This window comes from Streptomyces griseobrunneus, from assembly GCF_046713465.1.
In the GTDB taxonomy this organism is placed as follows: Bacteria; Actinomycetota; Actinomycetes; order Streptomycetales; family Streptomycetaceae; genus Streptomyces; species Streptomyces microflavus.
In genome coordinates this window covers 7,484,486-7,498,516 of sequence record NZ_CP177080.1, presented here as the reverse complement: position 1 = coordinate 7,498,516, position 14,031 = coordinate 7,484,486, and the positions used below count along the sequence as shown (strand labels likewise).

Sequence of the window (14,031 nt, the reverse complement as noted above, 5' to 3'; positions counted from 1 at the left end):
GGGGAGTTCTTCGGTATGACCACGAAAGGGATCTTCATCCATGCGCTCAGCACCCGCACCCCGCACCCCCACCTGGTGGCGGAGATTAACGGCCACCACCGGCCTCCTCGCCCTGGTGGCCACCGCGCTCGTCGGCAGCGGCACCTCCCCGGCCGCGGCCGCGCCCGCCGCCTGGACGCCGAAGCCGGCGCCCATGACGACACCGTGGACGAACCAGGTCCCGGTGGACAAGCCGCTGCCGGAGTACCCACGCCCGCAGCTGACCCGCCCCGACTGGACGAACCTCAACGGCATCTGGGACTTCGCGGTCACCGGCCGTGACACGGGGCAGCCCGCCACCTTCCCGGAGCAGATCCGCGTCCCGTTCGTCGCGGAGTCCGCGCTCTCCGGCATCCAGCGCCGGATCACCGAGAACGACAAGCTCTGGTACAAGCGGACCTTCACCGTCCCCGCCGACTGGAACAACCGCCGGGTCAAGCTCCACTTCGGGGCCTCCGACTGGCAGACGACGGTCTGGGTCAACGGCACCCAGGTCGGGGCGCACAAGGGAGGCTTCGACTCGTTCGCGTACGACATCACCCCGCAGCTCAACGGCGGTACGAACACCGTCGTGGTCTCCGTCTTCGACCCGAGCCAGAGCGGCGGCCAGGCGGTCGGCAAGCAGCGCATCAACGATGTGAAGCCGCACCCGGGCGGCGGGATCTTCTACACCGCGGCCTCCGGCATCTGGCAGACGGTCTGGCTGGAACCGGTCGCCGCGGCCCACATCACCCGCCTCGACATGACACCGAACCTGGGCAACAGCACGCTCCGGGTGAGGGTCCAGACGGCCGGCGCGGCGGGCAGGAACGCCCGGATCACCGTCTCCAGCGGCGGTACGGTGGTGGGCTCGGCGACCGGCGGGGTGGGCGGGGAGGTCTCCGTACCCGTTCCGAACCCAAGGCTGTGGAGCCCCGAGGACCCGTTCCTGTACGACGTGCGGGCCGACCTCCTCGACGGCGCGGCGGTCACGGACACGGTGGGCAGCTACACGGGTATGCGTTCCGTGGGCCTGGCGAAGGTCGACAACATCCTGCGGCCGGTGCTCAACGGCAAGTTCGTGTTCCAGACGGGCACGCTGGACCAGGGCTACTGGCCGGACGGCATCTACACCGCGCCGAGCGACGAGGCGCTGAAGTACGACCTCCAGGCCCACAAGGACCTCGGCTTCAACATGGTCCGCAAGCACATCAAGGTGGAGCCGCAGCGGTGGTTCTACTGGGCGGACCGGCTGGGGCTGCTGGTCTGGCAGGACATGCCGTCGATGGACACGGGCAAGGTCCCGGACGGGCCGGCGCGCACCCAGTGGGAGGCGGAGTACCGGGCGGTCATCGACCAGCACCGCAGCTCGCCGTCGGTGGTCATGTGGGTGAACCAGAACGAGGGCTGGGGCCAGTACGACCAGGCCAGGATCGCCGACGAGGTCAAGGCGCAGGACCCCTCACGTCTCGTCAACAACATGAGCGGGGTCAACTGCTGCGGCTCGGTCGACGGCGGCAACGGTGACGTGGTCGACAACCACATCTACGTCGGCCCGGGCAACACCGCGCCGACCGCCACCCGGGCCGCCGTGCTCGGCGAGTTCGGCGGTCTCGGCTACAAGGTGCCGGGGCACGAGTGGTACCCGGGCGGCGGGTTCAGCTACGAGGACCAGCCGAGCATCGCGGCCCTCAACAACCGGTTCGTCGGCCTGCTGGACGCGATCCGGGTCGGCCAGCTCCCCGCCGGGCTCTCCGCGTCGGTCTACACGGAGATCACGGACGTCGAGAACGAGGCGAACGGACTGCTGACCTACGACCGCCAGGTCGTCAAGGTCGACACCGCCCGGGTCAGGGCCGCCAACCAGGCCCTCATCCAGGCGTCCCGGAACCCCGCTCCCCCGGTGACCCTGCCCACCGGGCAGAACAAGTCCCTGCGCGTCACCACTCCCGGCCACACGACGAAGCACCTGCGCCACTACGACGGGCAGGCCTTCACCGAGGTGGTGAACAGCGGCAGTCCGGCCGTGCTGAAGGCGGACGCCACCTGGAAGATCGTCACCGGTCTGGCCAACGGCAACTGCTACTCCTTCGAGTCCCGGAACTACCCCGGTGAGTTCCTCCGTCACCGGGACTTCCGGGTCCGGCGCGATGCCAACGACAACTCCGCCCTCTTCAAGGCGGATGCCACCTGGTGCGCGGTCGCCGGGAACGGCGGGGTGCGGTTCACCAGCGCCAACCTGCCGGGCAGCTATCTGCGGCACATCGACTCGGAGGTGTGGCTGGCAACTCCGGGCGGCGGAAGGGCCTTCGACAGCCCGGCCCTCTTCGCCGAGGACACCACGTGGGCGGTGGACACCCCTTGGGCCCCGTGATCCCGCGGAGCGGATGAACGATGACCGGCCGGCCCGGCGGCGACGGGGCAGCTCCCCGTCGCTGCCGGGCCGGCCTGGTGTCTCGCCCGAAGGACGTCGCCGATGGCTCAAGGCATCTCCCACGCACGCAGGGGCCCCGCTTCGGGAGCGGCGCCGCGTACCGGGCGGCGGTCGGTACCCTCCGCGCGGCATGGACCGCGCAGGGCCTGACGGCCGAGGACATCCCCGCGCCGAGAAGGGTGAACGGGGAGCGGGTTTGCCGGGGGTGCGGGCGGAGGGCGACCACGACGTCGAGTTGTCGCCGAGGCCCGACCGGTACTCGGGGGAGCCGGCCCTGACGGCGGACGGCGGATGCGTCCGGCACCGGGGATATCCGGTCGACTGGGAGTAGGCGAGACCCCTGACACCGTGGGCCCCCGCGTTCGTGAGGGTGGCCCGGCGCGCCCATCACGGCGAATAGGTCCGCTCCCGGTGCCGGGAGCGGACCTATTCGCTGCCCGTTACGGCTTCCGGCTGCCGTACAGGGCGGTCACCTCATCGGCGGTCAGGGCCTTGTCGTACAACCCGACCTGGTCGACGGACCCGTTCCAGAAGTCGCCCTTGGCCCCCGCGTACTGGGCCCGGCCGACGGAGAGCGGGCCGGTGCTCACATCGGCGGGACCGGCCTCGGTGGTGGCGGCGAGCTTCCCGTCGACGTACAGCTTCACCTCGTTGCCCTGCCGGACACCGACCAGGTGGTACCACTTCCCGGTCTCCGGCGTGATCTCCAGGCGGGCGCGCTTGCCGCCCGGGGTGGAGAAGGCGAACGCGCCCTGCCCGTACTGGAGATAGAAGGGGTTCTCGGTGCGCCGGCCGTCCTGGCTGACGACGGTGGCGTAGTTGCCCGGCAGGGCGTCCAGCGAGGCCCACGCGGAGACGGTGTAGTCCTTCGTGGTGTCCACGACGGGACCGGTGCTCTGCGCGTACTGGCCCTCGCCGTTGAACTTCAGCGCCGAGCCCGTGACGCCCGGGGCCCAGGACGTACCGCCCTCCAGGGTGAGATGGGCCTTGTTGGGGCCGCTGTCGCGGGCCGTGGTGCCCTTGTTCTCGTCGAGCGACCAGGAACCGCCGCCCTTCAGCTCGTCACGCTGACCGGCCTTCGCACCGGCGGCGATGACCTGCCGGTTGATCTCCCGGACCTTCTTCGGGTCGACCTTGATCTCACGGCGGTCGTACGTCCAGAGCCCGTTGAGCTCGTTCTCCAGGTCGCTGACCTGGGTGTAGACCGAGCCGGACAGCTCGGCGCCGGCGGCCGCGAGGTAGTACGTACGGGTGTTGTCGACGTACTTGGCGGTGAGAGCGGCCTTGTCAGCCACCCCGGAGTAGATGTTGGCGGGCGCGCCCGGCCACATGTGCCCCGGGGTCCGGAGCGTGAAGCCGCCGTGCTCCCCGTCCATCGCGGCGCGACGGTCGTCCGGGAAGGCCGGGTCGTTGTTCACGTAGTCGTGGTGGTCGATGATCTCGCCCTTGCCGGAATCACCCTTGGACGAGCAGCAGTTGACCCCGCTGTGCGCGTTGACCACACGTGACGGGTCCAGCGCCTTGACGTCCTCGGCGATCGTGCCGGTCTCCGTCCGGTCCCACTCGCCCCAGCCTTCGTTGAAGACGATCCAGCCGCTGATCGAGGGATGGTTGTGGAACTGCTTCATCAACTCCTTTCCCTGGGTGAGGAAGGCGTTCTTGCCGCTGTCGTTGTCGATGTCCGCGGAGACGAAGTCCTGCCACACCAGCAGTCCGAGCCGGTCGGCGTGGTAGTACCAGCGCGGCGACTCCACCTTGATGTGCTTGCGTACGGCGTTGAAGCCGAGGTCCTTCTGGGCCTTCAGGTCGAAGGTGAGGGCCGCGTCGCTGGGCTGGGTGTGCAGCCCGTCCGGCCAGAACCCCTGGTCGAGCATGGCGAGCGAGAAGAACGGCTTCCCGTTGAGGACGAGCTTCTGGTACCCGCCGACCTTGTCGATCTTCAGCTGGCGCATCCCGAAGTAGCTTTCGACGCTGTCCTTGGAGCGGCCGTCGGTGAGGGAGACGTCGAGGTCGTAGAGGTAGGGGTCGTCCGGCGACCAGAGGCGCTGGTTCTTGACCTGGAGGCTCAGCTCGCGGTTGGCCGGGCCGGTGACCGTGCCGACGACCTTGCCCTTGCGGTCGCGGGCGACGGCGGTGACACGGGCGTTGGCCGACGCCTTCGCGGAGTTGACGGTGACGGCGAGGCGGCCGGTGTCGATGTTCGGCGTGGTGGTCAGGGAGTCGATGGCGGCGGGCGCGACCGGCTCCATCCAGACTGTCTGCCAGATGCCGGAGGACGGGGTGTAGACGATGCCGCCGGGGTTGGTGGACTGCTTGCCCTTGGGCTGGTTCGGGCCCGTCCTGTCCGTGACGGCGACGACGATCTCCTGGGGGCCGCTGCCCTTCAGCGCGTCGGTGATGTCGGCGCTGAACCCGGTGTAACCGCCGGTGTGTTCGGCGACCTTGGTGCCGTTGACCCAGACGGTGGACTGGTAGTCGACGGCGTCGAAGTTGAGCCTGAGCCGCTTGTCCTTGCCGGAACCGCCGGACTTGTCCTTGCCGACCGACCAGTTCTTCGGCACGGTCACGAGCTTGCGGTAGAACATGTGGTCCTCGTCGCGCTCGAGCCCGGAGAGCTGGGACTCGACCGGGAACGGCACGATGATCCGCTCGCCGAGCTTCTTGCCGAAGACCGGCTTCTCGCCCTCGGTGGCCCCGGCGAACTCCCAGGGGCCGTTGAGGTTCTTCCACTGCTCGCGGACCTGCTGGGGGCGCGGGTACTCGGGCAGCGGGTTGTTCTTGTCCAGCTTGTCGCCCCAGGTGGTGGTGAGGCGGTGCGTGGAGAGGTTCTTGGCGGTGCGGCCGATCTCCGGGACGGTCTCGGTCCCCGACTTCAGCCCGCTCTTTCCGTCGTGGACGACCTTGACCCGCTGATCCTTGAGGACGGGGGCGGCGAGATCGATGATCAGGGCCCGGGGGTTGTCCGAGGCGCGGGTCACCGACTTCACCGGCATCGGGGAGGTGTCGACCTCGATCTTGAGGTGGTCCTTCACCTTGCCGTAGTTCGTGACCCGGTCCTTGAAGGTTGCCTGGAGGCGCTTGCCGTTCTTGGCGATGCTCAGGGCGACCGGGTAGACCTCGAAGTCCGCGGGCGGGGTGAAGGCGGACTCGGGCACGATCTGCTTCTTGAGCGTGTCGCTCTGCCAGCGCAGGAACATGCTGGCGCCGCCGATGTCCTGGAACATCTCCAGCTTGAAGTCGTGCTTCCCGCCCGCCTTCAGGGAGATCGGCGCGCTGTGCTGCTCCTTGTCCCAGTCCGGCTGCCAGTGGTCGATGACAACGTTGCCGTCGAGGAAGAGCCGGAAGCCGTTGTCGCCGATGGCGGAGAAGGTGTACGAGCCCGTCTCGGGTGCTTGGAGCTGTCCGGTCCAGCGGGCGGTGGTGTGCTCGGTCTTCCCGGTCGCCGACTCGAACGTCCCCGTGAGGCCGGGGAAGTTGATCTCGGGGTCCAGGGAGGTGGCGCCGAGCTCGGCGAAGTCACGGGCGCCCGGGGCGGACATGCTGAAGTACTCGCCCTTCAGCCCGTGCACATCGGTGACCGGGTCGTCGGCCGTGAAGGCCGTGGCGGTGGCCGGTGCCGGGGTGGCGGGCGCGGCGGCGGCCGTCGGGACCAGGGTGGCACCGACGGGTATCAGGAGCGCTGCGGCGCAGGTGAGAGCCCTGAACAGGGCACGGGGGCGCGGGTGTTGTCGTCTCAAGGCGTCGTCCTCGTCGAAGAGCCGGGAGTACCTCGAACCTGTGAGGCACTGCACATAGTCGAACATTGAGCCACAACACCAAACACTGCACAACGGTCGTGCACAGAGAATTTTCAACGATAGAAACCGGCTGACGGCACGGGCCCCGGGCCCGGAGCCCCGGTGAAGCCCTGCCCCGGGGCCCTAGCCCAGGAAGGCCGACACGGTCGCGACGAACCGGTCGGGGCCGTCGATCCACGGGTAGTGCCCCGCCCCCGACTGCTCGACCAGCGAGGCGCGGGGGAACAGCTCCGCGCACTGCGCCACCGCCCGGGGCGGACTGTTCAGGTCGAACTCACCGGCGAGCAACAGCACAGGGCTCTCGAAGCCGGCGAGTGCCGCACGGGTGACCTCGGGTTCGAAGGCCCCTTCGGCCCCGAAGTGGGCGACGGCCTCGCCGTTGAGGGGCTGCCCGGCTGCGTGATGGAGCCGGGCGGCGGCGTCCCAGCGGCCCCAGAAGAAGGGCGCGACCGCCTCCCAGTCGCCGCCGGTGCCCTCGGTGATCGCCTCCAGCGCGGCAAAGGCGGCCGGGAACCACGGCTCGCCCTTCCGCCGCAGCGCGAGCGCGTGGCGCATCCGCCCGTCGATCTCCACGCCCACCGCCCGGACGCCGGGGCTGATCAGGGCGAGCCTGCCGACGCGCCCAGGATGCCGGGCGGCGTACTGCATCGCGAGGTTCGCACCGGCGGAATGAGCCAGCACATCGACCCGGGCGAGCCCGAGATGCTCCCGCAGGGCTTCCACGTCCGCCACCTGACGGTCGCAGCGACAGGAGGCGGCATGTTCGGGAAGCGCCGACCGGCCGGTGCCGCGCAGGTCGAGGAGGACGAGCCGGCGGTGCGCGGTGAGGCCCCCGAGATCACCCAGATAGCGGGAGTCGGCAGGCCCTCCCGGGAGACAGATCAGCGGCTCGCCGTCCCCTGTCACGCGATAGGCGAGCCGGGTTCCGTCAGGTGCCGTGAAGAAGGAAGCCATGGCAGCCATGATGATCCTTATAACTGAGTTGTACAACCTGGTTATGACAATGGGATCATTGAGGTATAACCGAGCTATGACAGACGAGGACGAGATCCGCCGACGCCCCGAGTTCCTCAGCGAGGAGCAGGCGGTGAGAATGTTCGCCGGAATGAACGAGGTCATCCGTGCGGGTGAGGAGATGCGGCAGCTGCGCAGCGAAATGTTGGCGCTGTTCGCCGGGGCGGGCTGGACCCAGGAGAGGATCGCCCGGCTCACCGGCATGAGTCAGCCCGCCGTCTCCAAGCAGGTGACGAAGCACGGCCCGGGGGGCCCGCGGCCTCTGGCGGAGCTCACCCTCGACCAGTACGACACGCCCTGGCTGGAAGGGCGTCTGTGGGGTCTGGCCGAGGAGGTCTCCGAGGCCCTGAGCGACAACGCCCGCTGCTCGCGCTTCGTCGACGCCCTCGGCCGGGGGCGGAAGCGCTTCACGCCACTCGAAGTCGACGCGTTGCGCCGCCTCGTCGAAGAGGACCTGACGCTGCACCGGGAGGAGCTGCCCGGATGTTTCCGGACGGCTTACGACGTGATCAGCCGCGGACTCGACGCCCCCGCGAAAGTGACCGCCCCGGGGTCGGCTTCGGCGCGCCGCACCTTGGCCCATCGCATCCAGCGGGATCGGCTCGGAGGCGGGAACTGAGCCGTACCGGGGGGCGGGACCTGAGTTGTAACCAGGCGTGTCGTCCCCCCTCGCGGCTGTTCTCCATGAAATCCCGTTCCGGGGGTATCCGGAGTTCAGCCAGAAAGCTCAAGTGACGGGGTGACCGCTATGAACGACCGCATGCTGATGACACTTTCACCGAGTGGGGAGACCCGCACCGATTACGTCTGCCGGCCCGAGAGGGCGGCCGACGCTCGGGACGCGGTCAGCAGCTTTGTCGCTCGGCTGCACCCCAAGCCGGCCGCGCACGTGGTGCAGAATCTGCTGCTCCTCGTGTCCGAGCTGGTCACCAACGCCGTCCGGCACGCGGGAGCCGTCAGCGCGCTCCGGCTGACCGCGGACCGCACGGGCGTCCATGTCCGGGTCACCGATCCGAGCCCGGCGCACCCGCAGGACCGCACGCCCGACCTGACGGGCCGCACCGGCGGCTTCGGCTGGCCGATGATCCAGCGGCTGGCCCAGGAGGTCACGGTCCGCGAGTCCGCGGACGGCGGGAAGATCATCCTGGCCACCGTGCTCCGCTGACGGCCCGAGCCCCTCGGCGCTCCGGCAACAGTCCGGAGCCCACGCAGAGCGGGCGGTCCCGGCGGCAACGGGCGCCGATCGTGACGTCTCGATAGAATTCGGATATGACAGAGCGGCCCGCAGCGCCGACGGCGCCCGAGCTCGTCCTGGAGACCGATCTAGGCTCCACGGTGATGAGTCCGAGCCGGGACTACCATGTCGGACGCGATCCCGAGAGCGACATCGTCATCGACGACGCCCGGGTCTCCTGGCACCACGCGGTGCTCCATCCCGAGGCCGGTCACTGGACGCTCCAGGACGAGGACAGCACCAACGGCACGTACACCGGCGGCCACCGCGTCCATGAGTCGGGCGTCGGCGCGGGCAGCATCATCCACTTCGGCAACCCGTCCGACGGGCCCCGGGCGGTCCTGCTGGGCCGGGAGCCCCCCGCCCGCCCCGCAGCCGCCGCGGACCGGCCCTCGGCCGTCTCGATGCCCGCCGCGACCGGCACCTTCCGGCAGCCGACCACCGTACGGCCCCTGCCCTCGAAGACCGTGCGCATCGGCCGCGACAGCGGCAACGACCTCGTCATCGACGACCTCGTGGTCTCCCGGCACCACGCCGAACTCCGGGCGCTCGCCGACGGCCGTCACGAGATCGTCGACCTCGGCAGCCACAACGGCACCTTCCTCAACGGCCAGCCCGTGTCCCGGGCCGTGCTCGGCGCCGGCGACATCGTCGGCATCGGCCACTCGGCGTTCAGCCTCGTCGGCGATGTGCTCCAGGAGTTCGTGGACACCGGTGAGGTGTCGCTGGACGTCCAGGACCTGGAGGTCACCGTCGGCAAGGCGGGCAAGGGCGGCAAGACCCTCCTCGACGGGGTCTCCTTCCCCGTCGGCGAGAAGTGTCTGCTCGGTGTCGTCGGGCCCAGCGGCGCCGGGAAGTCGACGCTGCTCAACGCCCTCACCGGGCTGCGCCCCGCCGACACCGGCACCGTCCTCTACGACGGCCGTGACCTCTACCGGGACTTCGCCGAGCTTCGCCAGCGCATCGGGCTAGTACCGCAGGACGACATCCTGCACTCCCAGCTGACCGTACGTAAGGCCCTCGGGTACGCCGCCGAGCTCCGCTTCCCGCAGGACACCGCGAAGGCGGAACGGCAGGCCCGGGTCTCCGAGGTCATCCATGAACTCGGCCTGGAAGAACGGGTGGACCAGCCGATCCACAGTCTCTCCGGCGGCCAGCGCAAGCGGGTGAGCGTGGCCCTGGAGCTGCTGACCAAGCCCTCGCTGCTCTTCCTGGACGAACCGACCTCGGGGCTCGACCCGGGGATGGACCGCTCCGTGATGCACATGCTGCGCGGCCTCGCCGACGACGGCCGTACGGTCATCGTCGTCACGCACAGCGTGCTGAGCCTGGAGGTCTGCGACCGGCTGCTCGTCCTCGCCCCCGGCGGGCGCATCGCCTACTACGGCCCGCCGGAGGACGCCCTCGCGTTCTTCGGCTTCGAGGAGTGGCCGGAGGCGTTCGAGGCGTTCGAGAACGACCGGGGCCGGGACTGGGCGGCCACGTACGCCGGCTCGCCCTTCCACCAGCAGTACATCGTCAACGCCTCGGCACAGCCCCAGCTGCCCCGGGCCGCGCCCGGCGCGTCCGTCACCCCGCCGCCGAAGACCCGTAACTGGGGTGCGCAGTTGAGCACCCTGGTCCGCCGGTACGCCTCCGCGCTCGCCGCCGACCGGACGTTCCTGATCATCATGATCGCGCTGCCCTTCGTCATGGGAGCGATGGCCCGCGCCCTGGCGGGCAGCAGGCTCACCCAGGAGACGGCGATGAACGCGCTGCTCATCCTGTGTGTCGGCGGAGTGCTGACCGGTGCCGCCAACGCCGTACGCGAGCTGGTCAAGGAGCGGGTGATCTACCGGCGGGAGAGAGCCGTGGGCCTCTCCAGATCCGCGTACCTGATGTCGAAGATCGTGGTGCTCGGGACCATCACGGTCCTCCAGGCCATCGTGCTGACCCTGGTCGGACTGGTGGGCGTCGACCTCAACGCGCCGGGCGGCGAAGGCGTCTTCCTGCCACCGCTCGTGGAGATCACCCTGGCCGTCGCCCTGCTGTCCTTCACCGCGATGATGCTCGGCCTGCTGGTCTCCGCGCTGGTGCGCAAGGAGGAGGTCACGATGCCGCTGCTCGTCCTCCTCGCCATCGTCCAAGTGGTGTTCTGCGGGGCCCTGCTCAAGCTGAACGGGGTTCCGGGGCTTGAGCAGCTGTCCTGGCTGATCCCGTCGCGGTGGGCGCTGGGGGCGATGGCCGGCACGGTCGATCTGGCCCGGATCGTGCCGGGCGAGCTGACGTCCGACCCGCTCTTCGGGCACTCCGCGGGGGTCTGGCTGCTCAACATGGGCATGCTGATCGTCCTCTCCGCCGTCTTCGGATTCGTGGTCACGAAGCTGCTGCGGCGCCATGAGCCCGCGATCATGCGGAAGTAAGGCGGTTCCATGGCGACCCCGGAATTCCGCCCCACCCATGTCATCCCCCCGGACGGGCTGCCCGCCTGGGAGGCTGCCGACGCCGCCCGGCCCACCGACCCGCTGGACGCCCTGCTGCCGGTGCAGTTGGTGGACCGGCGCGGGGACTGGGCGTATGTCGCCTGCTCCAACGGCTGGTCGGCCTGGGTCGACGGACGGCTCCTCGTCTCCGTACCGCAGGCCCCTCCGGCCGCAGGTCAGCCCCTCGCCCGCACGGCGGACCCGCGGCCCCTGCTGGCCCGGGCGGAGGAGGCCCTGAACCAGTACCGGCGCGCGGCCCAGGACCTGGCCGAGGGCCGCAGCGACGGGGAGAGCTTCCAGCAGCGGACGCGGGGGCTGCGGGTGGGCATGGTCGTGGACGGGGAGTCGGTGTGGCTGTTCGACGCCGAGCACGAGCGGTGGGTCTTCTGCGACGGGACACAGCTCAGTACGTACGCGGCGGAGTCGGGGCCGGGCTCGGGGACGGGGTTCACGGGGGCGGGGTCCACGGGGGCCGGCGCTGCGGAACCGGAGCCCACGCGGGTGGTCGCCGCGGACGGGCCGCCGCAAGCGACGCGGGTGGTAGCTGCGGACAAGCCGCCGGAGGCGACGCGGGTGGCCGCCGGGGACGGGCCCGAGCCGACCCGGGTCGTGACCGGCGACGAACCCGAACCCACCCGGGTCGTGGCGCCCGAACCGACCCGCGTGGTCACTCCGACGAGTCGCCGGACGGCGGGCGGTGACGGGCCATGACTCCCCCACCGCCTCCCCCTCCCCCGCCGTCGCACGACGCCGGGCTCCCGGCCGGCCGGGACGACGAGCTGATCGGCAAGCGGATCGCGGGCTATCTGGTGGAGGCAGAGATCGGCCGCGGCGGCATGGCCGTCGTCTACCGGGCCAGGGATCTGCGGCTGGACCGGATCGTCGCGCTCAAGCTGCTCGCCCCTGAACTGGCCCGCAACGACACCTTCCGCCAGCGGTTCACCCATGAGTCGCGGGTGGCGGCCGCGATCGACCACCCCCATATCGTGCCGGTGTTCGAGGCCGGTGAGACGGACGGGCTGCTCTACATCGCCATGCGCTATGTGGCGGGTGCCGATCTGCGCGTGCTGATCGACCGGCGCGGGCCGCTCGATCTGACCGCCGCCGTCCGGATCGGCGGGCAGGTCGCGTCCGCGCTGGACGCGGCCCATGACCACGATCTGGTGCACCGCGATGTGAAGCCGGGCAACATACTGGTGGCGGCGGGGACGGACAGCGACCATCCGGAGCATGTGTATCTGACGGACTTCGGGCTGACGAAGAAGTCTCTGTCGCTGACGGGGTTCACCACGGTCGGCCAGTTCGTCGGGACGCTCGACTATGTGGCGCCGGAGCAGATCTCGGGTAAGCCCGTGGACGGCCGGTGCGATGTGTACAGCCTGGCGTGCGTCGTGCAGGAGACCCTGACCGGGGCGCCGCCCTTCCAGCGGGACGACGACATGGCCCTGTTGTGGGCCCACCAGTACGATCCGCCGCCGCCTCCGTCCGGGCTGCGGCCCGGCCTGCCGGGCGCGGTGGACGGCGTACTGGCGAAGGCGCTGGCCAAGTCGCCGGACGACCGTTACGAGACCTGTCTGCGGTTCGTGGCGGCGCTGCGGGCGGCGGCGTCCGGGATCTCGGCCGGGCAGCACGCACCGACCCGGGTGGACGCGAGGGCCGGTTCCTGGTCCGCGACGCCCGAGCCGCCGCCCCGGCCGCCGCGCTGGGCCCGCCCGGTGTTTCCGGGGCCGTAGGGGCTATCCGGCGTTCGCCGGGCCCTTGGGGCTGTCCGGTGGAAGCTCGCCGTGCCGGTGCACCCGGGTGGCGGCGAGCCCGCCGAGGAATCCGGCGACCAGGCCCCACAAGAACGCGATGCCGAGGGCGGTCCACAGCCGGGGGCGCAGCGAGACCTCCCCGCCGAGACCGCCGCCGAGGTCACCGATACCCAGCAGGGAGAGCCCGTAGCGGGCGGAGAGCCCGGCGGTCAGGCCGATGAGCAGCACGGTCAGGGTGAGCGCGACCGCCAGGTGCAGGGCGTGCTGCCAGGGCCGCATGCGGGCGGGTGACCGGACCGCCATGAGGAAGGCGGAGCCGAGCACGAGGAGGGCGGTGACGACGAGCAGCCACCAGACGCGTCCGTCCTGTTCGGCGAGGGTGCGGAGGTCGACGGTGGAGAGGTCGGGCGTACGGAGGACGGAGTCGAGCACCTGGGGCATCGGCAGTCCGAAGGGGCCCTGCACCTTGCCCTCCCAGGAGGCGCCGAGGCCCAGGGTGAGCGCGAGCCAGACCAGGTTGGGCAGTCCGAGGAGGATCACCGCGAGGGTCTGGGCCGGGTGGCCGCGCACCACCATCACGACGAGTCCGGCGACGACGCCCAGGGCGACGGAGCCGAGGAGCAGCGCCACCATGGCGGACGCGGCCGGGCGCACGGTCTCCTGGAAGCGCACCAGCCGGAGCGGAAGCGGCGCCCGGCGCGAGACGAGGAGCGCGAGCACGAGGACGCCGGCCAGCCACAGCAGGCCGAACAGCAGGGTCAGCGGGAGGTCGGCGCGGAACCCGACCCGTGCCGAGTCGCCCAGTACGTCCCCGATGGCGTCCTCGGTGCCGTCGCCGGTTCCGTCCCCGGTGAGACGTTCGGCCGGGAGGGTGAACGTGTGCCGGGCCACGAGCGAGAGGACGACCAGCACCACGGCCCACAGGACGGCGACGCGGCCCGCCCAGCCCGCCAGTTCCCGGCCTCCGGCGACGGCCCGGTGGCGCAGGGGGCGGAGGAACCCGTGGGCGATGGGCAGCGCACCGGCCAGGGTCACCGAGAGCGGCAGCACCGAGAGCCCCGCCTGGGCCCCCACCAGGGAGCCGGCGTCGCCCGCGAGTCCGACGGAGCCGCCCGCCGCCATCACGACGACGGCGGCGGCCACCCGGGGGAAGGCGCCGCCGGGCAGCCCGGCGGCACCGGCGGCCCACAGGCCGAGGGCCGCGGTCACCACCATGGCCAGGGTTCCGGCCAGTACCGCCACGAGTGCGTCGCGCCAGCCGTGCGGCGCGCGCTTCGCGCTGTTCCTGTCGTTGCTCGCCCGGACGTTCACGCTGCCA

The 14,031-nt window shown here is 70.8% G+C and carries 9 protein-coding genes; 6 read left to right on the top strand and 3 right to left on the bottom strand.

The window, feature by feature from the left end; genetic code table 11:
- Positions 1-40: 40 nt before the first annotated feature.
- Entirely contained in the window at positions 41-2,392 is a 2,352-nt protein-coding gene (locus tag ACK8N7_RS34225) for an AbfB domain-containing protein (protein ID WP_500444946.1), read from the top strand.
- A 500-nt stretch (positions 2,393-2,892) separates the two neighbouring features.
- Here the strand turns inward: ACK8N7_RS34225 and ACK8N7_RS34220 are convergent, their stop codons facing one another.
- Positions 2,893-6,255: a LamG-like jellyroll fold domain-containing protein gene (locus ACK8N7_RS34220; protein WP_500444944.1), complete on the bottom strand. Its 3,363-nt coding sequence runs from the start codon at positions 6,253-6,255 to the stop codon at positions 2,893-2,895.
- Between the two features lie 117 nt (positions 6,256-6,372).
- Positions 6,373-7,212 (bottom strand): alpha/beta fold hydrolase, encoded by an 840-nt coding sequence (locus ACK8N7_RS34215; protein WP_500444942.1) that lies wholly within the window; start codon positions 7,210-7,212, stop codon positions 6,373-6,375.
- 67 nt (positions 7,213-7,279) lie between these two features.
- Here ACK8N7_RS34215 and ACK8N7_RS34210 point away from each other — a divergent pair, with 67 nt between their 5' ends.
- The 5 genes from ACK8N7_RS34210 (at position 7,280) to ACK8N7_RS34190 (ending at position 12,692) form a co-directional block, all read left to right on the top strand.
- Positions 7,280-7,882: a sigma-70 family RNA polymerase sigma factor gene (locus ACK8N7_RS34210; protein WP_403214118.1), complete on the top strand. Its 603-nt coding sequence runs from the start codon at positions 7,280-7,282 to the stop codon at positions 7,880-7,882.
- A gap of 129 nt (positions 7,883-8,011) precedes the next feature.
- Positions 8,012-8,428, top strand: coding sequence for an ATP-binding protein (locus ACK8N7_RS34205; RefSeq protein WP_403214116.1), 417 nt, complete (start codon positions 8,012-8,014; stop codon positions 8,426-8,428).
- Between the two features lie 104 nt (positions 8,429-8,532).
- On the top strand, positions 8,533-10,899 hold the full coding sequence (locus tag ACK8N7_RS34200) for an FHA domain-containing protein (RefSeq protein ID WP_403214114.1): 2,367 nt from the start codon (positions 8,533-8,535) through the stop codon (positions 10,897-10,899).
- Between the two features lie 9 nt (positions 10,900-10,908).
- Positions 10,909-11,670: an SH3 domain-containing protein gene (locus tag ACK8N7_RS34195; RefSeq protein WP_500444940.1), complete on the top strand. Its 762-nt coding sequence runs from the start codon at positions 10,909-10,911 to the stop codon at positions 11,668-11,670.
- On the top strand, positions 11,667-12,692 hold the full coding sequence (locus tag ACK8N7_RS34190) for a serine/threonine-protein kinase (protein WP_500444939.1): 1,026 nt from the start codon (positions 11,667-11,669) through the stop codon (positions 12,690-12,692). Before ACK8N7_RS34195 ends, ACK8N7_RS34190 begins: the two co-directional genes overlap by 4 nt.
- A gap of 3 nt (positions 12,693-12,695) precedes the next feature.
- Here the strand turns inward: ACK8N7_RS34190 and ACK8N7_RS34185 are convergent, their stop codons facing one another.
- Positions 12,696-14,024, bottom strand: coding sequence for a streptophobe family protein (locus ACK8N7_RS34185; RefSeq protein ID WP_500444938.1), 1,329 nt, complete (start codon positions 14,022-14,024; stop codon positions 12,696-12,698).
- Between the last annotated feature and the right edge of the window lie 7 nt (positions 14,025-14,031).

Coding starts and splice junctions, on each gene's coding strand:
- ACK8N7_RS34210 (WP_403214118.1), top strand. CDS start 7,280: ATGACAGACGAGGACGAGATCCGCCGACGCCCCGAGTTCCTCAGCGAG.
- ACK8N7_RS34220 (WP_500444944.1), bottom strand. CDS start 6,255: ATGTTCGACTATGTGCAGTGCCTCACAGGTTCGAGGTACTCCCGGCTC.
- ACK8N7_RS34215 (WP_500444942.1), bottom strand. CDS start 7,212: ATGGCTGCCATGGCTTCCTTCTTCACGGCACCTGACGGAACCCGGCTC.
- ACK8N7_RS34200 (WP_403214114.1), top strand. CDS start 8,533: ATGACAGAGCGGCCCGCAGCGCCGACGGCGCCCGAGCTCGTCCTGGAG.
- ACK8N7_RS34205 (WP_403214116.1), top strand. CDS start 8,012: ATGAACGACCGCATGCTGATGACACTTTCACCGAGTGGGGAGACCCGC.
- ACK8N7_RS34225 (WP_500444946.1), top strand. CDS start 41: ATGCGCTCAGCACCCGCACCCCGCACCCCCACCTGGTGGCGGAGATTA.
- ACK8N7_RS34190 (WP_500444939.1), top strand. CDS start 11,667: ATGACTCCCCCACCGCCTCCCCCTCCCCCGCCGTCGCACGACGCCGGG.
- ACK8N7_RS34195 (WP_500444940.1), top strand. CDS start 10,909: ATGGCGACCCCGGAATTCCGCCCCACCCATGTCATCCCCCCGGACGGG.